General features: G+C 69.3%; 21 protein-coding genes and 1 riboswitch. Of the genes, 9 read left to right on the forward strand and 12 right to left on the reverse strand.

Features of this window, described 5'->3' with window-relative positions:
- Positions 1-11: 11 nt before the first annotated feature.
- A complete protein-coding gene (locus AC1DSA_RS04855) occupies positions 12-977 on the reverse strand; it encodes a LysR family transcriptional regulator (protein ID WP_477886603.1) in 966 nt (321 codons plus the stop codon).
- 132 nt (positions 978-1,109) lie between these two features.
- Here AC1DSA_RS04855 and AC1DSA_RS04860 point away from each other — a divergent pair, with 132 nt between their 5' ends.
- Together AC1DSA_RS04860 and AC1DSA_RS04865 are read left to right on the forward strand one after the other, a co-directional pair.
- Positions 1,110-1,400 carry a hypothetical protein gene (locus AC1DSA_RS04860; protein WP_477886605.1) on the forward strand — a complete coding sequence of 97 codons (291 nt, stop codon included), beginning with the start codon at positions 1,110-1,112 and terminating at the stop codon, positions 1,398-1,400.
- A 13-nt stretch (positions 1,401-1,413) separates the two neighbouring features.
- Positions 1,414-1,611, forward strand: a complete 198-nt coding sequence (locus AC1DSA_RS04865) for a hypothetical protein (RefSeq protein ID WP_477886607.1) — start codon at positions 1,414-1,416, stop codon at positions 1,609-1,611.
- A gap of 84 nt (positions 1,612-1,695) precedes the next feature.
- Here the strand turns inward: AC1DSA_RS04865 and AC1DSA_RS04870 are convergent, their stop codons facing one another.
- The 4 genes from AC1DSA_RS04870 to AC1DSA_RS04885 all read right to left on the reverse strand — a co-directional run bounded on the left by AC1DSA_RS04870 (position 1,696) and on the right by AC1DSA_RS04885 (position 5,648).
- Complete coding sequence (locus AC1DSA_RS04870) at positions 1,696-3,546, reverse strand: phosphoenolpyruvate carboxykinase (GTP) (protein ID WP_477886609.1); 1,851 nt, start codon at positions 3,544-3,546, stop codon at positions 1,696-1,698.
- A 281-nt stretch (positions 3,547-3,827) separates the two neighbouring features.
- Entirely contained in the window at positions 3,828-3,980 is a 153-nt protein-coding gene (locus tag AC1DSA_RS04875; protein WP_477886611.1) for a hypothetical protein, read from the reverse strand.
- A gap of 64 nt (positions 3,981-4,044) precedes the next feature.
- Complete coding sequence (locus AC1DSA_RS04880) at positions 4,045-4,449, reverse strand: PaaI family thioesterase (protein ID WP_477886613.1); 405 nt, start codon at positions 4,447-4,449, stop codon at positions 4,045-4,047.
- A complete protein-coding gene (locus AC1DSA_RS04885; protein WP_477886615.1) occupies positions 4,449-5,648 on the reverse strand; it encodes a threonine ammonia-lyase in 1,200 nt (399 codons plus the stop codon). The genes AC1DSA_RS04880 and AC1DSA_RS04885 overlap by 1 nt, the downstream gene beginning before the upstream one ends.
- 93 nt (positions 5,649-5,741) lie before the next feature.
- On the opposite strand from AC1DSA_RS04885, the gene AC1DSA_RS04890 reads away from it, so the two are divergent.
- On the forward strand, positions 5,742-8,042 hold the full coding sequence (locus AC1DSA_RS04890) for an ATP-binding protein (RefSeq protein ID WP_477886617.1): 2,301 nt from the start codon (positions 5,742-5,744) through the stop codon (positions 8,040-8,042).
- 24 nt (positions 8,043-8,066) lie between these two features.
- Here the strand turns inward: AC1DSA_RS04890 and recQ are convergent, their stop codons facing one another.
- Entirely contained in the window at positions 8,067-9,926 is a 1,860-nt protein-coding gene (recQ, locus tag AC1DSA_RS04895; protein ID WP_477886619.1) for a DNA helicase RecQ, read from the reverse strand.
- A gap of 49 nt (positions 9,927-9,975) precedes the next feature.
- Here recQ and AC1DSA_RS04900 point away from each other — a divergent pair, with 49 nt between their 5' ends.
- Complete coding sequence (locus AC1DSA_RS04900; protein ID WP_477886621.1) at positions 9,976-11,052, forward strand: homocysteine S-methyltransferase family protein; 1,077 nt, start codon at positions 9,976-9,978, stop codon at positions 11,050-11,052.
- A 43-nt stretch (positions 11,053-11,095) separates the two neighbouring features.
- Here the strand turns inward: AC1DSA_RS04900 and AC1DSA_RS04905 are convergent, their stop codons facing one another.
- On the reverse strand, positions 11,096-12,079 hold the full coding sequence (locus AC1DSA_RS04905) for a S1C family serine protease (protein WP_477886623.1): 984 nt from the start codon (positions 12,077-12,079) through the stop codon (positions 11,096-11,098).
- Between the two features lie 247 nt (positions 12,080-12,326).
- On the opposite strand from AC1DSA_RS04905, the gene AC1DSA_RS04910 reads away from it, so the two are divergent.
- On the forward strand, positions 12,327-12,776 hold the full coding sequence (locus AC1DSA_RS04910; RefSeq protein WP_477886625.1) for an Lrp/AsnC family transcriptional regulator: 450 nt from the start codon (positions 12,327-12,329) through the stop codon (positions 12,774-12,776).
- Positions 12,777-12,786: 10 nt separating this feature from the next.
- On the opposite strand, the gene AC1DSA_RS04915 is transcribed toward AC1DSA_RS04910, so the two are convergent.
- Positions 12,787-13,620: a ChbG/HpnK family deacetylase gene (locus tag AC1DSA_RS04915; protein ID WP_477886627.1), complete on the reverse strand. Its 834-nt coding sequence runs from the start codon at positions 13,618-13,620 to the stop codon at positions 12,787-12,789.
- Positions 13,621-13,640: 20 nt separating this feature from the next.
- Here AC1DSA_RS04915 and AC1DSA_RS04920 point away from each other — a divergent pair, with 20 nt between their 5' ends.
- Positions 13,641-14,033: a GtrA family protein gene (locus AC1DSA_RS04920; RefSeq protein ID WP_477886629.1), complete on the forward strand. Its 393-nt coding sequence runs from the start codon at positions 13,641-13,643 to the stop codon at positions 14,031-14,033.
- Here the strand turns inward: AC1DSA_RS04920 and AC1DSA_RS04925 are convergent.
- Positions 13,978-15,525 carry an ArnT family glycosyltransferase gene (locus AC1DSA_RS04925; protein WP_477886631.1) on the reverse strand — a complete coding sequence of 516 codons (1,548 nt, stop codon included), beginning with the start codon at positions 15,523-15,525 and terminating at the stop codon, positions 13,978-13,980. The two genes, AC1DSA_RS04920 and AC1DSA_RS04925, sit on opposite strands and share 56 nt — an antisense overlap.
- Positions 15,522-16,547 (reverse strand): glycosyltransferase family 2 protein, encoded by a 1,026-nt coding sequence (locus tag AC1DSA_RS04930; RefSeq protein WP_477886633.1) that lies wholly within the window; start codon positions 16,545-16,547, stop codon positions 15,522-15,524. The genes AC1DSA_RS04925 and AC1DSA_RS04930 overlap by 4 nt, the downstream gene beginning before the upstream one ends.
- Positions 16,548-16,620: 73 nt before the next feature.
- Positions 16,621-16,724: riboswitch (S-adenosyl-L-homocysteine riboswitch) on the forward strand.
- Between AC1DSA_RS04930 and metH the strand changes: the two genes are divergently transcribed.
- From metH to AC1DSA_RS04945, 3 genes are all read left to right on the forward strand, one after another.
- A complete protein-coding gene (gene metH / locus AC1DSA_RS04935) occupies positions 16,703-19,465 on the forward strand; it encodes a methionine synthase (RefSeq protein WP_477886759.1) in 2,763 nt (920 codons plus the stop codon). It overlaps the preceding riboswitch by 22 nt.
- A gap of 80 nt (positions 19,466-19,545) precedes the next feature.
- A complete protein-coding gene (locus AC1DSA_RS04940; protein ID WP_477886635.1) occupies positions 19,546-19,998 on the forward strand; it encodes a glycine zipper 2TM domain-containing protein in 453 nt (150 codons plus the stop codon).
- Between the two features lie 91 nt (positions 19,999-20,089).
- A complete protein-coding gene (locus AC1DSA_RS04945; protein WP_477886637.1) occupies positions 20,090-21,037 on the forward strand; it encodes a YihY/virulence factor BrkB family protein in 948 nt (315 codons plus the stop codon).
- A gap of 6 nt (positions 21,038-21,043) precedes the next feature.
- Here the strand turns inward: AC1DSA_RS04945 and AC1DSA_RS04950 are convergent, their stop codons facing one another.
- Together AC1DSA_RS04950 and AC1DSA_RS04955 are read right to left on the reverse strand one after the other, a co-directional pair.
- Positions 21,044-22,231, reverse strand: a complete 1,188-nt coding sequence (locus AC1DSA_RS04950) for an MFS transporter (RefSeq protein WP_477886639.1) — start codon at positions 22,229-22,231, stop codon at positions 21,044-21,046.
- Between the two features lie 4 nt (positions 22,232-22,235).
- Entirely contained in the window at positions 22,236-23,777 is a 1,542-nt protein-coding gene (locus AC1DSA_RS04955) for a YifB family Mg chelatase-like AAA ATPase (protein WP_477886641.1), read from the reverse strand.
- Positions 23,778-23,865: the final 88 nt, after the last annotated feature.

Raw genomic sequence — 23,865 nt, forward strand, 5'->3', positions numbered from 1 at the left:
GGACGAAAGCGCTAGCGTACGCCAGCGCCGAAGCCTTTCCTAGCCGCGGTCGCGACGACCTGCCGCAGCCATGCGTGCTCGGGTCGCTGTGCCTGCCTGCGATGCCAAAGCGCGTCGACGTGCACCGGCGGCACATCGAACGGCAGGTCGCGCTGCTCCAGCTGCGCCGAGCGGCCGGTGGCGCTGATGAAGTGCCGTGGCAGGACCGTCAGCAGGTCCGAGTTCTCCACCACCAGGCCCGCCGTGAAGAACTGGTTGACCGTGAGCACCACCCGCCGATGCCGGCCGCGGGAGGCGAGCGCCTCGTCGATGAATCCGAAGGGGCGGCCCGAGAAGCTCACGAGCATGTGGCGAGCGTCGCAGAAGCGGTCCAGCGTCAGCGGCTTCTTCGCCAGCGCATGGCCCTTGCGCATGACGCAAACGTACTGGCCGTCGTACAGGCGCTCGTGCTGGAAGCCGGGCAGGCTGCCCCCTTGCGCCTGCGCGGTCAGGTCGGCCAGCACCGCAGGGAAGAAGCCCAGCGCCAGGTCCACCGTGCCCTCGTCCAGCAGGCGGCGCGGGTCGCGCGTGGTGAGCGGCACCATGCGGATGGAGATGCCGGGTGCATCGCGCTCCAGGATCTCGACCAGCCCGGGCACGACTTCCGCGGCCGTGGCGTCGGCCATGGCCAGGGTGAAGGAGTTGGTGGCCTGCGCCGCCACGAAGTCCCGGGGCGCCAGCGAGCTTTCCAGCTGGCGCAGGGCGTCGCTCACCGCCGGCCACAGCCCCAGGGCCCGGGGCGTCGGCTCCACGCCGTAGCCGCTGCGCACCACCAGCCGGTCGCCCAGGGCGTCGCGCAGCCGGGCCAGGGCGTTGCTCACGGCCGGCTGGGTCATGGCCAGGTTGCGGGCGGCACGGGTCAGGTTGCGTTCGGCCATGACCTGGTCGAACACCCGCAGCAGGTTCAGGTCCAGGGTCCGGAAGTTGGTGTCTTTCATATGATCCGTGAATGATATGAATCACTATTCAAAAGTAGGAACATATCAGTGATAACCCTAATATGTGGCTCACGCATCGGGCAATCACGCCGTGCGACCGGCGCCACAAGCGCCAGAAGGGAAAGAAACAAAATGGCTCGCTTCGTCCACATCGACTACCCGGTTCAGCATGGGGGTGTCACCCGCGTCACGCGGGGCCTGGAAGCCCTTCGCAGTTTCAACCTCGTCCGCGGTGGCCTCCACGCGCTGGCCGTCATCGGCGCCCCGCTCACCCGCGCCCTGACCACCTGGGCCGCTGCCCGCAAGCAGCGCGCCGACGACGAGAAGCTGTGGAACCTCGCGCTCACCGACGCGCGCATCATGGCCGACCTGTCCCGCGCCATGAGCCAGGACGCCCTGCGCGACGCGCGCGGGTACTACTGAAAGGACTGACGTCGTGGGAGCGACTCTTCATTCCTCTCTGGTCAGCCAGATCGTGCAGCACCTGCCCCGGCCGCTCCTGAGCGTGCTGGACCGCTGGTCGCAAGGCGTGGCGCGCCGCCGCTGGCAACAGCGACAGCGCAAATGGCTGCAGCGCAAGGCCGCCCTGGCCGAAAGCCAGGCCGCGTACCACTTGAAGCCCTGGCGGGATTAAGCCCACCCGCCGCGGGCAACAAAAAAGCCACCGCGAGGTGGCTTTTTCTTTGGAACGGTCCCCGGTGCGCCGGGGACGCCGGCTTCAGCTGGCCAGGCGCTTCTCGATCCGCGCCTTGGTCTGCTTCAGCTCGACCGGAAGGCGGTGCTCCAGCTGCTGGAACAGCTCGTGGTGCAGTTCCAGTTCCTTTTCCCAGGCGGGCAGGTCGATGTCGATCACCTGGCGGAACTGCTCCTGGGTGAAAGGCAGGCCTTCCCAGTTGAGTTCCTGGTAGCTCGGGCTGATGCCGAAGGCGTGCTTGTCGCCGGCCACCTTGCCCTCGATGCGGTCGATCATCCACTTGAGCACTCGCATGTTCTCGCCGTAGCCCGGCCAGACGAACTTGCCGTCCTCGCCCTTGCGGAACCAGTTGGTCGTGAAGATCTTGGGCAGGCGGGCGCCGGAGGCTTCCAGCTTGCGGCCCAGGTTCAGCCAGTGCTGGAAGTAGTCGCTCATGTTGTAGCCGGTGAAGGGCAGCATGGCGAAGGGGTCGCGGCGCACGACGCCGACCTGGCCGACGATGGCGGCCGTGGTCTCGGAGCCCATGGTCGCGGCCATGTAGACGCCTTCGACCCAGTCGTTCGCCTCGGTCACCAGCGGCACGGTGGTGGAACGGCGGCCGCCGAAGATGAAGGCGTCGATCGGCACGCCGGCCGGATCGTCCCAGGCGGGATCGAGCGCCGGGTTGTTGGTGGCGGCCACCGTGAAGCGGGAGTTCGGGTGCGCGGCCTTGGTCCCGGTTTCCTTGGCGATCTGGGGCGTCCAGTCCTTGCCCTGCCAGTCGATGGCGTGGGCCGGCGGCTCGCTCATGCCTTCCCACCACACGTCGCCGTCGTCGGTCAGCGCGACGTTGGTGAAGATCACGTCCTTGTCCAGGCTGGCCATGCAGTTCGGGTTGGTCAGCGTGTTGGTGCCGGGGGCGACGCCGAAGTAGCCGGCTTCCGGGTTGATCGCGTACAGGCGGCCGTCGGCATTGGGCTTGATCCAGGCGATGTCGTCGCCGATGGTGGTGACCTTCCAGCCGTCGAAGCCCTTGGGCGGGATCAGCATCGCGAAGTTGGTCTTGCCGCAGGCCGAGGGGAACGCGGCGGCGACGTGATACTTCTTGCCCTCGGGCGAGGTCACGCCCAGGATGAGCATGTGCTCGGCCAGCCAGCCCTGCTCGCGGCCCATGTTGGAGGCGATGCGCAGCGCGAAGCACTTCTTGCCCAGCAGTGCGTTGCCGCCGTAGCCGGAGCCATAGGACCAGATCTCGCGCGTCTCGGGGTAGTGGACGATGTACTTGGTCTTGTTGTTCGGCCAGGCGACGTCCTTCTGGCCCGGCTCCAGCGGCGCGCCGACGGTGTGCAGGCAGGGCACGAACTCGCCGTTGACGCCCAGCACCTCGTGCACCGCCTTGCCCATGCGGGTCATGATCCGCATGTTGACCGCCACGTACGGGCTGTCGGACAGCTCGATGCCGATGTGGGCGATGGGCGAACCGAGCGGGCCCATGGAGAACGGCACGACGTACATGGTGCGGCCGCGCATGCAGCCGTCGAACAGCGGCTGCAGCGTCTGGCGCATCTCGGCCGGCTCGACCCAGTTGTTGGTGGGGCCGGCGTCTTCCTTCTTGCGCGAGCAGATGAAGGTGCGGTCTTCCACGCGGGCCACGTCGCCCGGATCCGACCAGGCGAGGTAGGAGCCGGGGCGCTTGGCCGGGTTCAGCTTCTTGAAGGTGCCCTTGTCCACCAGCAGCTGGCACAGGCGGTCGTATTCCTCCTTGCTGCCGTCGCACCAATAGACATCGTCCGGTTTGCACAGCGCCACCATGTCGGCGACCCAGGCGATCAGCTTGGCGTTCTTGACGAAAGAGGGGGCCTTCAGGTTCAGGCCCTGCATGACGGGAGAGTTCATCCTCGTAGCTCCAAAGTTGAAAAGCGTGTTTCCAAAAGGAGCAGGGGCCGCCGCTGTGCGCCCTTTCAAAACAGGCTTTGGCTCAGTCGGCTGCGGGTCGTCCACCGCTGGGTCGGCTGTGAGGGGCCCATTTTAGGGAGCGGCGCTGGGGCCGAGCGCTTGTCCGATCGCGATTCCATGCAAAGGATGCATGGGTTTATGCCGACGCCACCGTCGAGCTGAAAAGCGAGAAGCCCCGCGGCATCGCTGCCGGGGGCTTCTTGTCGGGACGGGCTGGCGGGTCAGGCCATGTAGATGGCGATGAAGGCCAGCAGGAACATCAGCGCCGCGCCGACCATGGGCAGCACGATCGGAATGGCCGGGACCACCGCTTCGACGGCGTCCTGCGGTTCGAAGTCGTGGCCATGCTTGGCCGGCTCGTTCGGGCTCGTCATGATTTCCTCTGGATCTCGTGGAATCCTGCAATTCTAACTGGCGGGCCGAGGCCGGCTTGCCGGTTCAGAGCAGGGCGTAGGTCGTGCTGGCCCGGCAGGCGCTCTTGCCATCGACGGCGCCGCGGATGTCGATCTCGCCGAAGGCCAGGGCCTTGCCCGCCCGGACGATGCGCGCCTGCACCAGCGCGTCCTGGCCGGACAGCGGCTTGAGGAAGCTGGTGTTCATCTGCACCGTGGTGCAGGGGCGAAAGCCGCCGAACTGGTTGATGAGGGCCAGCACCATGGCCGTGTCGGCCGCGGCCATCATCGCCTGGCCGCACAGCATGCCGCCGACCCGCGACAGACTGGGGTCCTGCGGCAGGCGCAGGGTCACGCTGTCGCCGTCGAAGGCCTCGACCCGCAAGCCGAGCGCCTGCACCCACGGCGCGAAGTACTCGGGCAGCGCGCCCTGCAGGGTGGCCTGGTCCATCATTGTTCCTCCGCCTCGAAATCGGCCGCCCGCAGCGCCTCCAGCAGCGACTGCACGTGGGCCCGCCCGCGCGTCTGCACCACCAGTTCGATCTCCACGTTCTGCGCCGCCAGGATGGTGAAGGCGCGCTGGTGGTGGACCTCGTCGATGTTGGCGCCCGCCTCGCTCACCACCGCCGTGATCCGGGCCAGCGAGCCCGGCACGTCCCGGGCGCACACCCGCAGCCGGGCGAGTCGGCCGGCTCGCACCATCCCGCGGTGGATGATGGCGGCCAGCAGCATGGGATCGATGTTGCCGCCGCCCAGCACCAGCCCGGCCTTGCAGCCGGCAAAGCGCTCCGGATCCTTGTTCAGGGCGGCCAGTGGCGCCGCCCCGGCGCCCTCGACCAGGGTCTTTTCGATCTCCAGCAGCATCACGATCGCCTGCTCGACGTCGCCCTCGTCGACCAGCACGATGTCGTCGACGTAGCGTTCCACGAGGGCCTGGGTGAGGTGGCCGGGCCGGCCGACGGCGATGCCTTCGGCGATCGTCGAGCCGCCCTGGGGCAGGGCCAGGTGCTTGACCGCGTTGTACATGTTGGGAAAGCGCAGCGTCTGCACCCCGATCACCCGGATCCCCGGCTTCAGCGCCTTGGCCGCGGCCGCGATCCCGCCGATCAGGCCGCCGCCGCCGATCGCCACCACCAGCGTGTCCAGCTGCGGCACCGCTTCCAGCATCTCCAGCGCCACCGTGCCCTGGCCGGCGATGATCGCCTCGTCGTCGTAGGGGTGCACGAAGATCAGCTGCCGCTCCTGCGCGAGTTCCAGCGCATGGCTGCGCGACTCCTCCAGGGTGTCGCCGTGCAGCACCACCTCGGCGCCGAATTCGCGGGTGCGTTCCACCTTCACCATGGGGGTGAAGCGCGGCATGACGATCACGGCGTGGATGCCCAGGCGCTGTGCGTGGTACGCCACACCCTGGGCATGGTTGCCCGCGCTCATGGCGATGACGCCACGCTGCCGCTCGTCCTGGCTGAGCTGTGTCAGCTTGTTGCAGGCGCCCCGCTCCTTGAAGGAGGCGGTGAACTGCAGGTTCTCGAACTTCAGGAACACCTGGCAGCCGGTCACCTGGGACAGCATGCGCGATTCCACGCAGGGCGTCGTCAGGATCTGCCCGTGCAGGCGCGCGGCGGCTTGGCGGATGTCGGGCAGGCCAATCATGCGGCCATTGTGCCGGGAGACCCGGATGGGCGGCTTCCATGTAGCATCATCCCGCGCTATCCGCTATCGTAAGGCGCACCCCCCGGAGGTTGATTGGCCAAGCGTTCGCTCGATCTGCAGCTGCTGCCCTCACCAGGACTGAAGGACGCGCCCGTCCTGGACCTGATGTGCTCGCACTTCGTGCTGACGCTTGCCGCCAAGCAGGGCGCGAAGTTCAACGTGCGCCGCGACCTCAACGGCCTGCTGTCGCTGGCCGGCCGCCACCTGGTGTGGCCCGCGCCCTCGCTGGAGCGCCTGCGCGAATTCCTGGGTCGCCGCTGCAAGGACAACGAGTTCTGGCGCGGCCACGAGCTGCTGTCCCCGCGTGAATTCCTCGATCGGCATGGCGTCTGGCGCGGCCCCTATGAAGAAGGCACGCTCTTCTTCTACCTGGACGAATACGCCAAGGACCAGCCCAAGGACCTGCTGTCGGTCCTCGCCGTCACCGGCGACTGGCTGACGCATGCGCTGAAGAAGCACTCCACGCTGGTGGAGAAGAACATCGACGCGCTGGCCAGCCTGCTGCAGTTGAACAAGGCCGAACGGGCGCTGCTGCTGTACGGAACCCTGGCCCGCTACCAGCGCGACCTGCGCAGCCTGCTGGTGGAGTTCAAGGTGAACAACGCGCCGGAGGCCTATGCCGCCATCGCCGAGGTCGCGGGCGTCAACGCCGCCGACGTGGGCGAGGCGCTGCGCGCCGGCTCGCGGCTGGAGCGCATCGGCCTGGTCGAGAACCTGATCTCCGAGCACAACATCACCGACCTGGCCGACCTGATGAAGGTCAGCGAGAAGCTGCCGCCGGTGCTGATGCGCGAGTACCGCGACCAGAACGAGCTGATGGCGGTGTTCACGCGGCCCTCCGCCAAGAGCACGCTGGTGCTGGACGACTTCTCCTTCGTGGCCGAGGACGCACGGGTGCTGTGCGCGCTGCTGCGCAACGCGATCGACCGCAAGGAGCCCGGTGTGAACGTGCTGCTGTACGGGCCGCCCGGCACCGGCAAGACCGAGCTGGCCAAGGTGGTGGCCCAGGCTGCCGGGCTGGAATTGTTCGAGGTGGAATACGCCGACCGCGACGGCAACTCGCTGTCGGGCCGCGACCGCTACCGCTCGCTGCAGATCGCGCAGGTGTTCCTGAAAGGCAGCGCGCAGGCGGCGCTGCTGTTCGACGAGGTCGAGGACGTGTTCCCGCCGATCTCCAGCGAGGCCGCCCAGCTGATGGCGCGGGCCGAACAGGTGGTGGCGCCGCCCTCCGGCAGCGTCAGCGGCAAGGCCTGGGTGAACCAGATCCTGGAGTCCAACCCGGTCCCCACCGTCTGGATCACCAACCGCATCGAGCAGATCGATCCGGCGTTCCGGCGCCGCTTCGCCTACCACCTGGAGCTGAAGTCGCCGCCGCCCGGTGCGCGCGAGCAGATCGTGCTCAAGACGCTGGAAGGCGTCGAGGTGTCGCCGGGGTTCATCGCCAAGCTCACCGAGCGCAAGGGCCTGACGCCGGCGCAGATCCGCACCGCCGTGCGCTTCTCCGCGCTGGCTGCTGCCGAAGGCGTCGGCCCGGAAGAGCTGATCGAGCGCCAGCTGCGCAACGCCGACCGCGCGCTCGGCACCCGCGGCGGCGAGTCGGGCGCCCGGCGCAGCGTCACCACGTACGACCTCGACATGCTGAACGTGGAGTCGCGCTTCGAGGTGCCGCGCATCGTCGAGGCGCTGAAGGCGCGCGGCCACGGCACGCTGTGCTTCTACGGGGCGCCCGGCACCGGCAAGACGGCGCTGGCGGAGCACATCGCACGCAGCCTCGACCAGCCGCTGCTGATCAAGCAGGCCAGCGACCTCATGAGCAAGTTCGTCGGCGAGACCGAGCAGAACATGGCCGCCATGTTCCGCGAGGCGGAGGCCGAGAAGGCCGTGCTGCTGCTGGACGAGGCGGACAGCTTCCTGCAGGACCGGCGCGGCGCGCAGCGCACCTACGAGGTCACCGAGGTGAACGAGATGCTGCAGGGCATGGAGCGCTTCGCCGGCATCTTCGTCTGCACCACCAACCTGATGGACCGCATCGACCAGGCGGCGCTGCGGCGCTTCGCCTTCAAGATCCGGTTCAAGCAGCTCACGGCCGTCCAGCGCGAAAAGATGTTCGTCACCGAGGCCCTGGCCGGCGAGTCGGGGCGACTGTCGGCGGAAATGGCCGCGCGGCTCGCCAAGCTGGAGCACCTGTGCCCCGGGGACTTCGCCGCCGTCAAGCGCCAGGTGGAGATTCTGGCGACCGAGCTCGCGGCCGAGGAATTCCTCGAGCAGCTGGAGGCCGAGCACCGCATCAAGCCGGAGGTGCGCGAGGCACGGCCGATCGGCTTCCTGCCCTGAGCTCCGTCGAATTGCTGCGCGGCCCTAGGCCATCGCCTGCAGCACGTCCATCACCTGCGGCCCGTAGGTCTCCAGCTTCTTCGCGCCGATCCCGCTGACGCCTTCCAGGTCGCGCAGCGAGCGCGGGCCCATGGCGGCGATCGCCGCCAGCGTCGCGTCGTGGAAGATCACGTAGGCCGGCAGGTTGTGCGCGCGCGCCACCTCCGCCCGCCACGCCTTGAGCGCCGCGAAGCGCTGCTGGGCGCCGGAGTCGAGTCCGGCGGCCACCGCGGGTGTCCCCTTGCTGCCGCGGTCCCGCCGCGCGCGGCCCGCCGGCTGGTTGATGGACTCGCGCAGCAGGACCTGCCGCTCGTCCTTCAGCACCGCCCTTGATCCGTCGGTGAGATGCAGCGTGTTGAAGGCGGAAGCGTCCACCGCCAGCGCGCCGGTGGCGATCAGCTGGCGCAGCACGCCGCGCAGCTGCTGCTCCGAGAAGTGCGCGCCGATGCCGAAGGTGGACAGCTGCGCGTGCCGGAACTGGGTCACCTTTTCGGTGATCTTGCCGCGCAGGATGTCCATCACGTGGCCGGTGCCGAAGTGCAGGCCGCTCGCCTGCTGCACGCGGTAGATGGTGGACAGCAGCATGCGCGCGGCTTCGGTGCCGTCCCACACCGCCGGCGGATTCAGGCAGTTGTCGCAGTTGCCGCAGGGCTCGGAGTGCTCGCCGAAGTAGGACAGCAGGCGCACGCGCCGGCAGTCGATCGCCTCGGCCAGCGCCAGCAGCGCATCGAGCTTGCCGCGCAGCACCTGCTTGAATTCCTCGGCCGCGGGGCTCTCGTCGATCATGCGGCGCTGGTTCACCACGTCCTGCAGGCCGTAGGTCATCCAGGCGTCCGAGGGCAGGCCGTCGCGGCCGGCGCGGCCGGTCTCCTGGTAGTAGCCCTCGATGTTCTTGGGCAGGTCCAGGTGCGCCACGAAGCGCACGTCCGGCTTGTCGATGCCCATGCCGAAGGCGATGGTGGCGGTCATGATCACGCCGTCGTCGCGCAGGAAGCGGTCCTGGTTGCGCTGGCGGACCTCCACGTCGAGCCCCGCGTGGTAGGGCAGGGCGTCCATGCCTTCCCGGCACAGGACTTCCGCGATCTCCTCCACCCGCTTGCGCGACTGGCAGTACACGATGCCCGCTTCGCCGGCGTGCTCGTTTTCGATGAATCGCAGCAGCTGCAGCGTCGGGTCCTTCTTCTCGACGATGCCGTAGCGGATGTTCGGCCGGTCGAAGCTGCTCACGAACTGGCGCGCCTCTTCCAGCTGCAGGTGCTGCACGATGTCCGCGCGCGTCGTGGCGTCGGCGGTGGCGGTGAGCGCGATGCGCGGCACCTCCGGAAAGCGCTCGTGGAACACGGCGAGCGCGCGGTACTCCGGCCGGAAGTCGTGGCCCCACTGGCTCACGCAGTGCGCCTCGTCGATCGCGAACAGCGCGAGCTGCCGCTTCTGGTACAGGCTGTCAAGCAGCGAGAGGAAGCGCGGCGTGGCGACGCGCTCGGGCGCCGCATAGAGCAGCGTGATCTCCCCGCGCAGCAGGCGTCTTTCGACGGCGTTCGCTTCCTCGCCGCTCAAGGTGGAGTTGAGGAAGGCCGCGGCCACGCCCAGCTCGTCCAGCGCACCGACCTGGTCGTGCATCAGCGCGATCAGGGGCGAGACGACGATGGTGATGCCCTGGCCCGCCTGCTGGCGCGCCAGCGCCGGGATCTGGTAGCACAGCGACTTGCCGCCGCCAGTGGGCATGAGCACCAGGGCGTCGCCGCCTTCGATGACGTGGCCGATGATCTCGGCCTGTGCGCCGCGGAAGGCGCCGTAACCGAAAACGTTCTTGAGGAGAGTGAGTGCGTTGCCCAAGCGCGCCATTGTCCCGGAGTCTGAAGGCCCAACGCGGCTTCCCTACAATTGGCCGACCATGAAACCTGTGATCTATACCCGTGGCCAGGCCCTGCCGGAACTGCTGAAGCAGCGCATCCTGATCCTGGACGGCGCCATGGGAACCATGATCCAGCGCTTCAAGCTCACCGAAGACGATTTCCGCGGCAATGGCGCGGCGGCCCCCGAGGCGATCCGCGGCCGGCTCAAGGACCATCCCAAGGACCTGAAGAACAACAGCGACCTGCTGGTGCTCACGCGGCCCGACGTGATCCGCGACATCCACGAGGGTTACCTGGCCGCCGGCGCCGACCTCATCGAGACCAACACCTTCGGCGCCAACCGCATCGCCCAGGACGACTACGCGCTGGGCGATTACGCGCGCGACATGAACCTCGCGGCGGCCAGCCTGGCGCGCGCGGCGGCCGACAAGTTCTCCACGCCGGACCGGCCGCGCTTCGTGGCCGGCGCCCTCGGCCCGACGCCGCGCACCGCCAGCATCAGCCCCGACGTGAACGACCCGGGCGCGCGCAACGTCGACTTCGAGCAGCTGCGCGCGGCCTACCACGAGCAGGTGGAGGCCCTGCTGGAAGGCGGCGTCGACCTGCTGCTGGTGGAAACCATCTTCGACACGCTCAACGCCAAGGCCGCGCTGTTCGCGATCGACGAGGTATTCGCGCAAACCGGGCAACGCGTCCCCCTGGTGATCAGCGGCACCGTGACCGACGCGTCCGGCCGCATCCTCAGCGGCCAGACCGTCACCGCGTTCTGGCACAGCGTGCGGCATGCGCAGCCGCTGGCGATCGGCCTGAACTGCGCGCTGGGCGCGGCGCTGATGCGCCCCTATATCCAGGAACTGCACAAGGTGGCGGCCGACACCTTCATCAGCTGCTACCCCAACGCGGGCCTCCCCAACCCGATGAGCGAGACCGGGTTCGACGAGAAGCCGGAAGACACCTCGCGGCTGCTGCGCGAGTTCGCGGCCGAGGGCCTGGTGAACATCGTCGGCGGCTGCTGCGGCACGACGCCGGAGCACATCGCGGCGATCCGGCGAGAGGTGGAGCCGCTGCCGGCGCGCCCTTTGCAGCGCGCGTTCTTCTACAAGGAAGCGGCCTAGACCGGCCTTCCCCGTCCTTCCCTTGGCAGGAGGACCGGGCCGGTCAGCCCTCGCTGGCTTCCAGCGGCCGCACCGTGAGGTACAGCTGCTGCGTGCCGCCCGGACGCAGCAGCTTCACCACCGAATCGCGGCCGACGCGCTCCGGCCGCAGCGCCTGGTACAGCGCGTCGACCGACGCGATGTCCTGCCCGTCCATGCCCAGCAGCAAATCGCCCGGCCGCAGACCGGCATGGTCGGCCGGACTGCCTGCTTCCACCGACAGCACGTGGACGGCGTGCGTCTGCTGCAGTCCGAGCGACACGACGATGCGCCGGTCCAGCACCATCGTGCTGCCGCCCACGCCGAGATAACCGCGCCGCACGCGGCCGTGCCGCAAGAGTTCCGGTATCACCACCGTGGCGATGTCCACCGCCACCGCGAAGCAGATCGCCTGCGCCTGCGCGATGATGGCCGTGTTCACGCCGATCACTTCGCCGCGCGCATTGAGCAGCGGTCCTCCGGAGTTGCCCGGGTTGAGCGCCGCGTCGGTCTGGATCACGTCGGGGATCAGGCGGCCGGTGGAAGCGCGCATGCTGCGTCCGAGCGCACTGACGATGCCGGCGGTGACGGTGTGCTCGAAGCCGAGCGGGTTGCCGATGGCCACCGCGATCTCGCCGCGGCGCACGTCGGCAGAGCGTCCCAGCGCCGCCGGCATCAGGGCGCCCTGCGACAGGCCGTCCACCTGCAATAGTGCGAGGTCCGTGTGCGGATCGTCGCCAACCCAGCGCGCCACGAAGCGGCGGCCGTCGCTGAAGGAAGCGTGGAAGCGGCGCGACGCGTCGGGCCGCTGGGCGCGGCCGGCGCGCACCACATGCGAATTGGTCAGCAGGTAGCCGTCGGCGGTGAACAGGAAACCGGAGCCGCTGCCGGCCGGCTTGTCGTGACGGTCGAGCACCTGCACGGCGGCCACGCTGGGGCCGACCTGCTCGGCGACCTGCGTCACCGTCCGTGAATAGCTGTCGAGGAGGTCGAGATCGCGTGCACCCATGGCTGGCTCCAAGGGCCACAGATGGGGCGCGGGCGCGGCAAAACAAGCGTCGGCGCGAGCCGGCGGGGCGGCACGTCGGGCGGTAACCCGCCGGCCCCTCGCCGTGGGACTTGGCCGGTAAGCGGTCGGCCCACAACCCATACTGTGCGCGGCGGAAGCCGGAAAGTCTTGCTGTTTTTCGGGTGTTTTGCGAAGTTGGCAGAAAAGTCATCTGCCAACGCAGGGTGTCGCAGATAACATGGAGCCCATGGACGCCATCGACCGGAAAATTCTCCAGGTTCTCCAGCAGGACGCCCGCGCCAGCCTGCAGCAGATCGGACAGACCGTGGGCCTGTCGGCCTCGCCCTGCTGGGAGCGCATCAAGAAGATGGAGCTGGCCGGCGTGATCGAGGGTTACACCGTGCGGCTGAACCCGCAGGCGCTGGACCTCAACGACACGGTGCTGGTGCAGGTGACGCTGGACAGCCACTCCGACAACACGCTGGACAAGTTCGGCGAAACGCTGGCGGCGATTCCCGAGGTGATCGAGGCCTACCTGGTCTCCGGCGAATACGACTACCTGCTGCGCGTGGCGGTGCGCGACACCCGCGACTACGAACGCTTGCTGCGCGAGCGCCTGTACAAGATCAAGGGCATCCGCCACAGCAAGTCGAGCTTCGTGCTGCGGACGCTGAAGAAGGCGGACCTGCCGCTGTGAACGACGCCCTTCAGGACAGCGCCATGCGGCTCAGGGGCTGCACGCGCACGCCGGCGTCGCGCAGCATCGCGCCCAGCTCGGGACTGGCCAGCACCTGGTACTCGGCGATGCGCGCAGGCGCGATCGCATCGCCCGGCGCCGTGGCGGTGGCGGGATGGCACATCCACAGGTCGCCTGGGCTGGCATCGCGCAGCCAGCCGCGCACCAGCGCAAGATAGCGCCGCCCGTCCGCGTCAAAATCCCACACTCCCAGCAAATGCCTGTTCTGTACCCACCCCTCCGCGCGGGCCAGCCGCCGCAAGCCGCCGGCGCCCAGGGCCGCGATCAGCCGCGGCTTGCCGCCGGACCAACCCGTTCCGGCGGGTGCTTCGGTGTTGCGCAGCCAGGGCCGCGCGCCGCGGTAGCGGGCGGCGAGCGCCGCCAGCAGTTCCTCGCGGATCCCGGGCAGCTGGTGGATGTGGCGATGGCCGTCCACGTGCGCGGGAGCGCGGCCCATTCCCTGCTCGAAGGCATCGAGCTGTGCCTCGATCTCGCGCCGCACGGCGGCGCGCAGCCGCGGGAGCATCGCCGCGCCCAGCAGCCACTGCGGCAGCGGGCGGCGCACGGCGGGATCCAGCGGGTGCTCGGTGAGGTCCAGGTGCAGGCCCACGTCCACGGCTTCCGGCGACAGCCCGCGCAGGGCGGACAGGCCTTCGGCCCAGGCCGGAGCACCCACCATGGCGCTGATCGCGCTCACGCGGCCGGCGCCTGCCAGCGCAATGGCGGCCACGTTCACGCCGGCGTGCAGGCCGTAGTCGTCGACGCAGACGGCCAGCGGCAGTTCGCGCGGTGTGGGGGGCGTCACCTCAGCGCTCCTCTCGTCGCATGACGGCGCTGCGCCGCATCGCGTTCTTCATCGCAGTGGGCTGCGCGGCGGGGGCCGTGCATTTCGCCACCGTGGTGCTGCTGGTCGAGGGGCTGGCTGCCGCCCCCCTGCTCGCCAACGTGGGCGGCTGGCTGCTGGCGTTCGTCGTGTCCTTCACGGGCCAGTGGCGACTGACCTTCCGCAGCCACGACACGCCGTGGAGCGTGGCACTGCCGCGGTACTTTTTCCTGTCGCTCTCCGGCTTCCTGTTGAACGAGGCCGGATACGCCCTGCTGCTGCACTGGACGGCGCTGCCGTATGACCTTGCGCTCGGCCTGGTGCTGGTGGGTGTGGCCGTCATGACCTATCTGCTGGGGTCGAAGTGGGCCTTCCGCCGCAACCCGGCGCCGTGAAGCCCGGCACGCGCCAGAGCACCAGGTCCCGCTGCACCGCCACGACGGTGGCGGACTGCAGCACGGCATAGCGCTCACCCATGTCGCGGTGACCCACCGCCCACCAGGGCGCCACCTCGCAGGAGACGGCCGGCACGTCGGAACGCAGGCGCAGCAGGCGGCGCGCCTGCTGCGGATCGAACACGCCGGCATCGGCGAGCTCCTTGCGCCAGTTGTCGCGCGTCGTCAGGGTCGCATCGTTCCAGTCCTCCACGACCTCCACCGGGCCCTGCCAGCGGGCGTAGAAGGGCAGGTCGAAGTAGTAGGCATGCAGGAACACCAGCCGCTCGCCCGGCGAAGCGAGCGGCCGCAGCGCCTGGCCCAGTTCGCGCGCGGACTGCCGCGGCAGCAATGCGGCCGCCGTCACGCCGATCATGCAGGCGCTGACGGCAGTGATGGCGCCGGCGCGCCACCAGCGTTGCGCGCGCAGGCTCCCGGCCTGGCCGGCGAAGGCCTGCGCCACCAGCAGCGCCAGCGGTGGCGTCGCCGGCAGGATGTACCCGATCAGCTTGGAGGCGGGCAGGGAGAAGAAGACCAGCACGACACCCAGCCACAGCCATCCCAGTTGCACGAGCGGCCGGGCCTGCGGCTCGAAGGGGCGCCGGGCATGACGGGACAGCAGCCAGGCGGACCAGGGCAGCGCCAGCAAGGCCAGCACCACGCCCAGGAACCAGAACGGCTGCTGGTTGTTGAAGCCGCCCTGGGCGTAGCGCGAGAAATGCTGCACCACGAAGAAGTAGTGGGCGAAGCCGGGAAAGTGCAGCTGCATGGCGACGAACCACGGCGCACCGATGGCCAGGAACAGCAGGATGCCGGGCAGCCACAGCAGGCGCCACAGCACCCGCCACTGCCGGCGCAGCAGCAACCAGCCGACGATGACCAGGGCCGGCAGCACGATGCCGATCAGCCCTTTGGCCAACAGGCCCAGCGCGACGAAGGTGTAGCCCACCGCCAGGCCGCTGTGGGAACGCTGGCCGGCCTCCTCGCTCAGGGCCGCGTGGGCGAAGCCGAGCACCGCCGCCGTGATGCAGCCGGCCACCAGCATGTCGAGGTTGGCGAACTGTCCGCCGAGGTAGAACAGCGGCTGCGTCGCCAGCGCCAGCAGCGACCAGCGCGCGGGCCGCTCGCCCTGCCAGCGGCGCAGGAACAGGTACAAGGCCGTCATGGCCGCGATCGCGCCCAGCAGCGGCGCGGCGCGCGCCGCCCACTCCGACGGCCCCCACAGCGACAGCGAGCCGGCGGTGATCCAGTAGAACAGCGGCGGCTTGTGGAAGTAGGGCAGGCCGTCCAGCCGCGGCACCAGCCAGTCGCCGGAGCCGAGCATGTTCCAGGCCACGCCGACGTAGCGGCCTTCGTCCGGGATCGCCAGCGGTCGGGCCCAGGCCGTGGCGACCAGCCAGGCGATGGCGGCGAGCAGCGGAACCCAGGGGTGCCGTGACAGCGGACGGGTCACGGCGTGGTCCGCTGCGCCAGGCCCTGGCCGCTTTCGCGCTTGACCAGGTAGAGCGGCCGCTCCTTCACCTCTTCGTACACCCGCGCCAGGTACTCGCCGATGACGCCCAGGAAGATCATCTGCGCACCGAAGAAGAACGCGAGCAGCACCACGATGGTGGTCCAGCCGGACACAGGGTGACCGTACAGCATGTAGTCGAGCACGAGGACGCCGCCATAGGCGAACGAGGCCAGCGCCAGCAGCATGCCGAGGGGCGCGACCACCCGCAGCGGCCAGTTGGCGAAGGCGGTCAGCCCGTCGAGGGACAGGCGCAGCAGTCGTCCGACATTGAACTGGCTGCGGCCGTGCGCACGCGGCGCCGGCACGTAGGGCAGCGCCACCGCGTCGAACCCGATCCAGGCGTACAGGCCCTTCATGAAGCGGTTGCGCTCCGGCAGCGACAGCAGCGCGTCGACGGCCCGGCGATCGAGCAGGCGGAAGTCACCGGCGCCCTCCGGCACCTTGACCCGGTCGAAGCGGTTCAGAAGCTGGTAGAACCAGTGCGTGCCGATCCGCTTGAACAGCGATTCGTCGGCCCGGTGGATGCGCTGCGCATACACCACGTCGGCGCCCTGGCGCCAGTTGCTGACCATGTCGGCGATGAGGGCCGGCGGATGCTGGAGGTCGGCGTCCATCATCACCACCACCTGACCTTGGGCTGACTTCAGGCCGGCGGTGAGCGCCGCTTCCTTGCCGAAGTTGCGGGACAGTTCGATGGCGCGGAAGCCGGGCAGTTCGCTCCAGTCGCGCATCACGGCGGCCGTCCGGTCGGAGCTGCCGTCGTCGACGAGGATCACTTCCCACCCATCGGCCAGGCGCGGCAGCAGCTGCACCAGCTGGGGCAGCAGCAGGTCGAGATTGCGCGCCTCGTTGTGGCAGGGAACGATGCACGAGAGGCTGGCAGGGCGTGGCCGGCCGGCGGGTGGTGTCGCGCGCAGCACCTGCTGGAGGGCTGCCGGCAATGGCTCTCGAACGGTCTGCATGGAACACCTCCTGTCAGACGGAGTGTCGACACGGGACCTTAAGCTCGACTTAAGCACCCCCTTACAATGGCACCTGCTCAAGGAGCGCTGCAGCGTGGGAGCCCAGCGTCGGAACGATGTCCCGGCGCGCAGGCTTCCCGTCAGGCTTGAGATGGATCCCAACCGCGCTCACCCGGACCGCCAACGAGGTGAGTGAGATGCAGCCCCAAGAAGTCCCCCCCATGAAGCTCTCCGGCCTGGAGCCCGTCTCCATCGGCCCTGGGTCCCTGTTCGTCAACATCGGCGAACGCACCAACGTCACCGGCTCGAAGGCCTTCGCGCGGATGATCCTGGCCGGCGAGTTCGAGCATGCGCTGGCCGTGGCGCGGCAGCAAGTCGAAAACGGCGCACAAGTGATCGACATCAACATGGACGAGGCCATGCTGGACAGCAAGGCCGCCATGGTGCGCTTCCTGAACCTGATCGCCAGCGAGCCGGACATCGCCCGGGTGCCGATCATGATCGACTCCTCCAAGTGGGAGGTGATCGAGGCCGGCCTGCGCTGCATCCAGGGCAAGGGCATCGTCAACTCGATCTCGATGAAGGAAGGCGAGGCCGAATTCCGGCGCCAGGCCACGCTGGTGCGGCGCTACGGCGCGGCGGCGGTGGTGATGGCCTTCGACGAAAAGGGCCAGGCCGACACCTACCAGCGCAAGACCGAGATCTGCGAACGCGCGTACCGCCTGCTGGTGGACGAAGTGGGCTTCCCGCCGGAAGACATCATCTTCGATCCCAACATCTTCGCGATCGCGACGGGCATCGAGGAGCACAACAACTACGCCGTCGATTTCATCGAGGCGACGAAATGGATCAAGGCGAACCTGCCGGGCGCGAAGGTGTCGGGCGGGGTCTCCAACGTCAGCTTCTCCTTCCGCGGCAACGACCCGGTGCGCGAGGCGATCCACACCGTGTTCCTGTACCACGCGATCCAGGCGGGCATGGACATGGGCATCGTCAACGCCGGCATGGTCGGCGTGTACGACGAGGTCGAGCCGCAGCTGCGCGAGCGCGTGGAGGACGTGGTGCTGAACCGCCGTCCCGACGCGGGCGAGCGCCTGGTGGAGATCGCCGAACAGGCCAAGGGCGCCGCCCGCGACGACGGCAAGAAGAACGAATGGCGCGCGCTGGCCGTGGAACAGCGCCTGTCGCACGCGCTGGTGCACGGCATCACCGACCACATCGTGGCCGACACGGAGGAGATGTACCAGAAGGTGCTTGCGAACAAGGGCCGGCCGCTGCACGTCATCGAAGGCCCGCTCATGGACGGCATGAACATCGTGGGCGACCTGTTCGGCGCCGGCAAGATGTTCCTGCCGCAGGTGGTGAAGTCCGCGCGCGTGATGAAGCAGGCGGTGGCGCATCTCATCCCCTACATCGAGGAAGAGAAGAAGCAGCAGGAAGCGGCCGGCGAGGACGTGCGCGCCAAGGGCAAGATCGTCATCGCGACGGTGAAGGGCGACGTGCACGACATCGGCAAGAACATCGTCACGGTGGTCCTGCAGTGCAACAACTTCGAGGTCGTCAACATGGGCGTGATGGTCCCCTGCCACGAGATCCTGGCGAAGGCCAAGGTCGAGGGCGCGGACATCGTCGGCCTGTCGGGGCTGATCACGCCTTCGCTGGAGGAGATGCAGTACGTCGCCAGCGAGATGCAGAAGGACGCGCACTTCCGAGTCAAGAAGATCCCGCTGCTGATCGGCGGCGCCACCACCAGCCGCGTGCACACGGCCGTCAAGATCGCACCGCACTACGAAGGCCCGGTGGTCTACGTGCCGGATGCGTCGCGCAGCGTGAGCGTCGCGCAGAGCCTGCTGTCGGACCAGGCGACCAGGTACATCGCCGACATCAACGCCGACTACAAGAAGGTGCGCGAGCTGCACGCCAGCAAGAAGCAGGTGCCCCTGTGGCCGCTGGCCAAGGCGCGCGCCAACAAGACGCCGGTGGACTGGACCCACTACACGCCGCCCAAGCCCAAGTTCATCGGCCGCCGCGTCTTCAAGAACTACGACCTGGCGGAACTGGCGCGCTTCATCGATTGGGGCCCGTTCTTCCAGACCTGGGACCTGGCTGGGCGCTTCCCGGACATCCTGAAGGACGAGGTCGTCGGCGCCGAAGCGGTGCGCGTCCTGTCCGACGGCCAGCGCATGCTCAAGCGCCTCACCGAAAACCGGTGGCTCACGGCCAATGCGGTGATGGGCTTCTGGCCGGCCAACACCGTCAACGACGACGACATCCAGCTGTACGCGGACGAGGGCCGCACGCAGCCGATGCTGACCTGGTACGGCCTGCGCCAGCAGGCGGAGAAGCAGGCCATCGACGGCGTGATGCGCCCGAGCCGCTGCCTGGCGGATTTCGTCGCGCCCAAGGGCGTGCGCGACGACTATGTCGGCGTGTTCGCGGTCACCGCGGGCCTGGGTGTCGACAAGAAGGAGCAGTACTTCCTGGCCGACCACGACGACTATTCCGCGATCATGCTGAAGGCGCTGGCCGACCGGCTCGCCGAAGCCCTGGCGGAAGCACTGCACGAACGCGTGCGCAAGGACCTGTGGGGCTACGCGGCCGACGAGACGCTGTCCAACGAGCAGCTGATCGGCGAGAAGTACCGCGGCATCCGCCCGGCGCCGGGCTACCCCGCGTGCCCGGACCACAGCGTCAAGCGCGACATGTTCGCGCTGCTGCACCCGGAGGAGATCGGCATGGGACTCACCGAAAGCATGGCGATGTCGCCGGCGGCCAGCGTGAGCGGCTTCTACCTGAGCCATCCGGACAGCCAGTACTTCAACGTCGGGCGGATCGGCGAGGACCAGCTCGTGGACCAGGTGCAACGCCGCGGGGCCGACCGCGCCGAGCTGCAACGTTTGCTTGCACCCAATCTGTGATGGTTTCCACGAAAGCCGGCGGAGCTTGTGCTCCGCGGTGCCGGCTCGGCCGTTCAATGACGGTTCAGAAGGAGAAACCCATGAAGAAGTTCGTCGTTGCGACCCTGATTTCCATCGCTGCCGCCGGCGCCATCGCCGACAACCCGCACGGCCTGCCCCCGGGCATCGCCAAGAAGATGCATGCATCCGAGTGCCGTGACTGCGGCACCGTGCAGGCCGTCAAGCTGGAAAAGCGCAAGGGTGAGGGCGGCGCGGTCGGCATCGTCGGCGGTGCGGTGGCCGGCGGCCTGATCGGCAACCAGTTCGGCAAGGGCGACGGCAAGACCCTCGCCACCGTGGGCGGCGCCGTCGCCGGCGGCTTCGTCGGCAATGAGGTGCAGAAGCGCGTGACGACCAAGGATGTCTGGATCACGCAGGTCAAGATGCGCGATGGTTCCCTGCGCACCTTCGAGCACGAGGCGCAGCCCGGCTGGAAGACCGGGCAGGTGGTGAAGGTGCAGGGCACGACGGTCAGCATCGTCGCCGGTTCCTGAGTCGGCCCCGGCTGGGCGTAGTCAGCCTCCTACTGCTGACGCAAAGCCGCGCCGATAGGCGCGGCCGCCCCGCCCCGCCATGCTCTGCGGCATGGCGCTCACCGACCACATCCCCGAAAGACTCAGGCGCGCAGTCCGCCCGGCCTATCCGCTGGCGCGCGCGCTCGACCTCTGGAGCGGCGCCGGCGGCATGCGCATGAGCGCCGCCATGTCGTTCTACGGCGTCCTGAGTCTCGCGCCCTTGCTGCTGGCCATCGTCGGCATCCTCGGGTGGTGGATCGACCGGCAGGTGCTGGAGCAGGGGCTGCTCACGCAGTTCGGCACCATCATCGGCCCGCAGGGGGCCGCCGTTGTGAAGCAGGCACTGGCGAGCGCGAAGGCGCCCTCGGAAGGGATCGCGGCCAGCATCGCGGGCTTCACCGTGCTGCTGTTCGGCGCCACCGGCGTGTTCGGCGAACTGCAGAACGCATTCGAACTGCTGTGGGCGCACGGGCGCGCCGTGCCCGCCAAATCCAGCTGGCGGCACACTGCGTCGCTGCGTCTGCGCGGCATCGGCTACATCCTGGTGTTCGGATTCCTGCTGCTGGTCACGCTGGTCGTGTCCACGCTGCTGAACCTGTTCTCGGGCTGGGCCGGCCAGTGGTTGCCGCTGGAGATCGCGGCGCGGGTGCTCAACGAGGTGCTCGGTTTCGTGGTGTGCACCGCCTTGTTCGCCGGCCTGATGCGGCTGTCCGGAGGGCCCAAGCCCAAGCTGCGCTTCCTGGTGTTCGGCGCGGCGATCGGCGCCATCCTCTTCACCATCGGCCGGCAGCTGATGGCCTTGTACCTGTCGAGCGCGGCGGTGGTGTCCGCCTATGGCGCGGCGGGTTCCCTGATCGTGCTGCTGATGTGGATCTACTTCTCTTCCGCCGTGCTGCTGTTCGGAGCGGGCTGCGCACGGGCGCTGCAGGAACACGTCGCCGCGCAGCATGGCGAGCCGGAGCCGCCAAGCCTGGAGCGGCGCAAAGGCGAGCGGCGGCGCGTGCAGGCCGCGCACTGATGCGCGTCAGCGGGGGCGCAGCGACCGGCGCTGCGCCAGCGCGAGCGCGAGTGCCGAGACGATGCCAACGACCAGCAGCAAGGCCAGCCCCCAGCGGTAACCGACGTCCCGGTTCCACAGCAGGCCCAGCAGCAGCGGCGCGATGGCGCGCGCGATGGCCTGCGGCAGGCCGAGCGCGCCGTTCAGCGATGCGACGTGGTCGCGACTCACGTACTGGGCGATCGCGGTGCCCTTGACGATGGTCAGCATGCCGTTGCCCAGGCCGTAGAGCACGACGAAGGCCAGGCCCGCTGCGGGCGACGCTGCGCCCGCGATCAGCGCCGCCAGCGCCAGCGGGATCAGCACGGGGATGCAGCGGTTGGCCACGTGCAGGTCGAAGCGATGCTCGAAGAAATAGAGCAACAGCCGGCCCAGCACCTGCATCACGCCGATGGTGGCGGGGATCGCGATCACCCAGGCCTCGCGCAGGCCGCTCTCGCGCAGCAGGCTGATCAGGTGGGGCGGGATCGCGGCGGTGATGCCCATCATGCCCACCACGAACACGCCGATCAGCAGGAAGGGTGCGCTGCGCAGCAAGGTGGCGGGGGAATGCTCGCTGCTCGCCTGCATCGCGCGGGCGGCCGGAGCGCCGCGCAGGCAGATCGCGTGCAGCGGCACGCACACCAGCAGGTGCACGCCGGCCAGCACCAGCAGCGCCTGGCGCCAGCCGAAGGCGGCGATCAGCCACGCCGACAGCGGAATGAACACGCTGCTGGCCAGGCCGCCCAGGAAGGTCATCGTGATGATCGCGCGGCGGAAGTCCTGCGGAAAGCGCCGCGTCACCACGGCGAACACCGGCGTGTACAGCGTCGCGGCGAGCGCGGCCCCGAGCAGTGCCCAGGCCGCATAGAAAGCGGCCACCGAATGGATGTGCGCGTGGAAGGCGAGTGCCGCGGCGACCAGCAGCGAGCCGCCGGTCATGACGGCGCGCTCATGGCCGCGATCGATCCAGCGGCCCACCGGAAAGGCGAACACGCCCTCCGCCAGCAGCGCCAGGCTGAAGGCCAGCGAGGACTGCGCGCGGGACAGGCCGAGTTCGCGCTCCACCGGCTCCAGCAGCAGGGCGAAGGTGTAGAAGACGCTGCCCCAGGTGATCAGCTGGGCCAGTGACAGCCACAGCACCAGCCGCCGATCGTGTCCCCCTGGGTCGTGCATCCGGCTAGTGTAGGGAAGCCGACAGGGCCCGCCGGTACTGCACCGCCTCCGCCACGTGCACGGCTTCGACCGCCGGCGTGCCTGCGAGGTCGGCCACCGTGCGCGCCATCTTGAGCACCCGGTGCGTGGAGCGGGCGCTCCAGGCGAGCCGGGCCGCGGCCAGCCGCAGGAAGTCCGTGGCGGCGGTCGAGAGCGCCGCGTGCAGGTCGATTTCCTCGCCGTGCAGCGCGTGGTTGGCCTTGCCCTGGCGCTGCAGGGCCCGGTCGCGCGCGGCCACGGCCCGCGCCTGCACGGCGGCGGTCGGCTCTCCGGCCGGCGCGTCCAGCAGTTCCGCGGGGCCGAGCGCCGGCACTTCCACGTGCAGGTCGATGCGATCGAGCAGGGGGCCGCTCAACCGGCCCTGGTAGCGCGCCACCTGGTCCGGCGTGCAGCGGCAGGCGCGTCCCGACCCCAGCCAGCCGCAGGGACAGGGATTCATGGCGGCCACCAGCTGGAAGCGGGCCGGGAATTCGCTGCGCCGCGCGGCCCGGGCGATCGTGATGCGGCCGGTCTCCAGCGGCTCGCGCAGCGCCTCCAGCGCGCTGCGGGGAAACTCCGGCAGTTCGTCGAGGAAGAGCACCCCGTGGTGCGCCAGCGAGATTTCGCCCGGCCGCGGCGGCGACCCGCCGCCCACCAGCGCCACCGCGCTGGCCGAGTGATGCGGGGCGCAGGTCGGTCGCTGCGACCAGTGCTGCAGGCTGAAGCGGCCGGCCAGGCTGGCCACCGCCGCGCTTTCCAGCGCCTCGGGCACCGTCATCGCCGGCAGCAGCCCGGCGAACCGCTGCGCCAGCATGGACTTGCCGGATCCGGGCGGACCCACCAGCAGCAGGCTATGGCCGCCTGCGGCGGCGATCTCCAGCGCCCGGCGTGCGCCGGCCTGGCCCTTCACGTCGGCCAGGTCCGGGTAGGGAGCGCAGGCGCCAGGTGCCTGCGAAGCCAGCCGGGTCCAGCCGGGGTCGTCGGTCGCGGGATGCTCCTGTCCCGCTGCTTCGGGAAGGAAGTGGCGCACCACGTCCAGGAGGTGGCGGGCCCGCACCACGTGCGCGCCGGGCACCAGTGCGGCCTCCTCGGCGCTGGACGGCGGCAGCACCAGGCGGGTGGCGACGCCGCCCGCCTGCAGGGCGAGGCTGGTCGCGAGCGCGCCGCGCACCGGGCGCAGTTCGCCGGACAGGGACAGCTCGCCCGCGAACTCGTGGCCCGCCAGCCGGGCCGCATCGATCTGTCCGCTGGCGGCCAGGATGCCCAGGGCGATCGGAAGGTCGAAGCGCCCCGAGTCCTTGGGCAGGTCCGCCGGCGCCAGATTGACGGTGATCCTCTTGTTGTGGGGGAACTCCAGGCCCGCGTTGAGCAGGGCCGAGCGGACCCGCTCCCGGGCCTCCTTCACCTCCGTGTCCACCAGCCCGACCAGCATGAAGGTCGGCAGGCCGTTGGCCAGGTGCACTTCGACGGTGACGGACGCCGCGTCCAGGCCCACCAGGGCGCGGCTTTGCACCAAACACAGGCTCACGGCGTCACTCCTCCCTCTTCGGGTGCATGGCGGGACTTCATGCGCGCAAATCGCCCACCGCGGCACCGCGATGGTGCGAAGCCAGGGG

Source organism: Ramlibacter sp. P4_H7, from assembly GCF_056400765.1.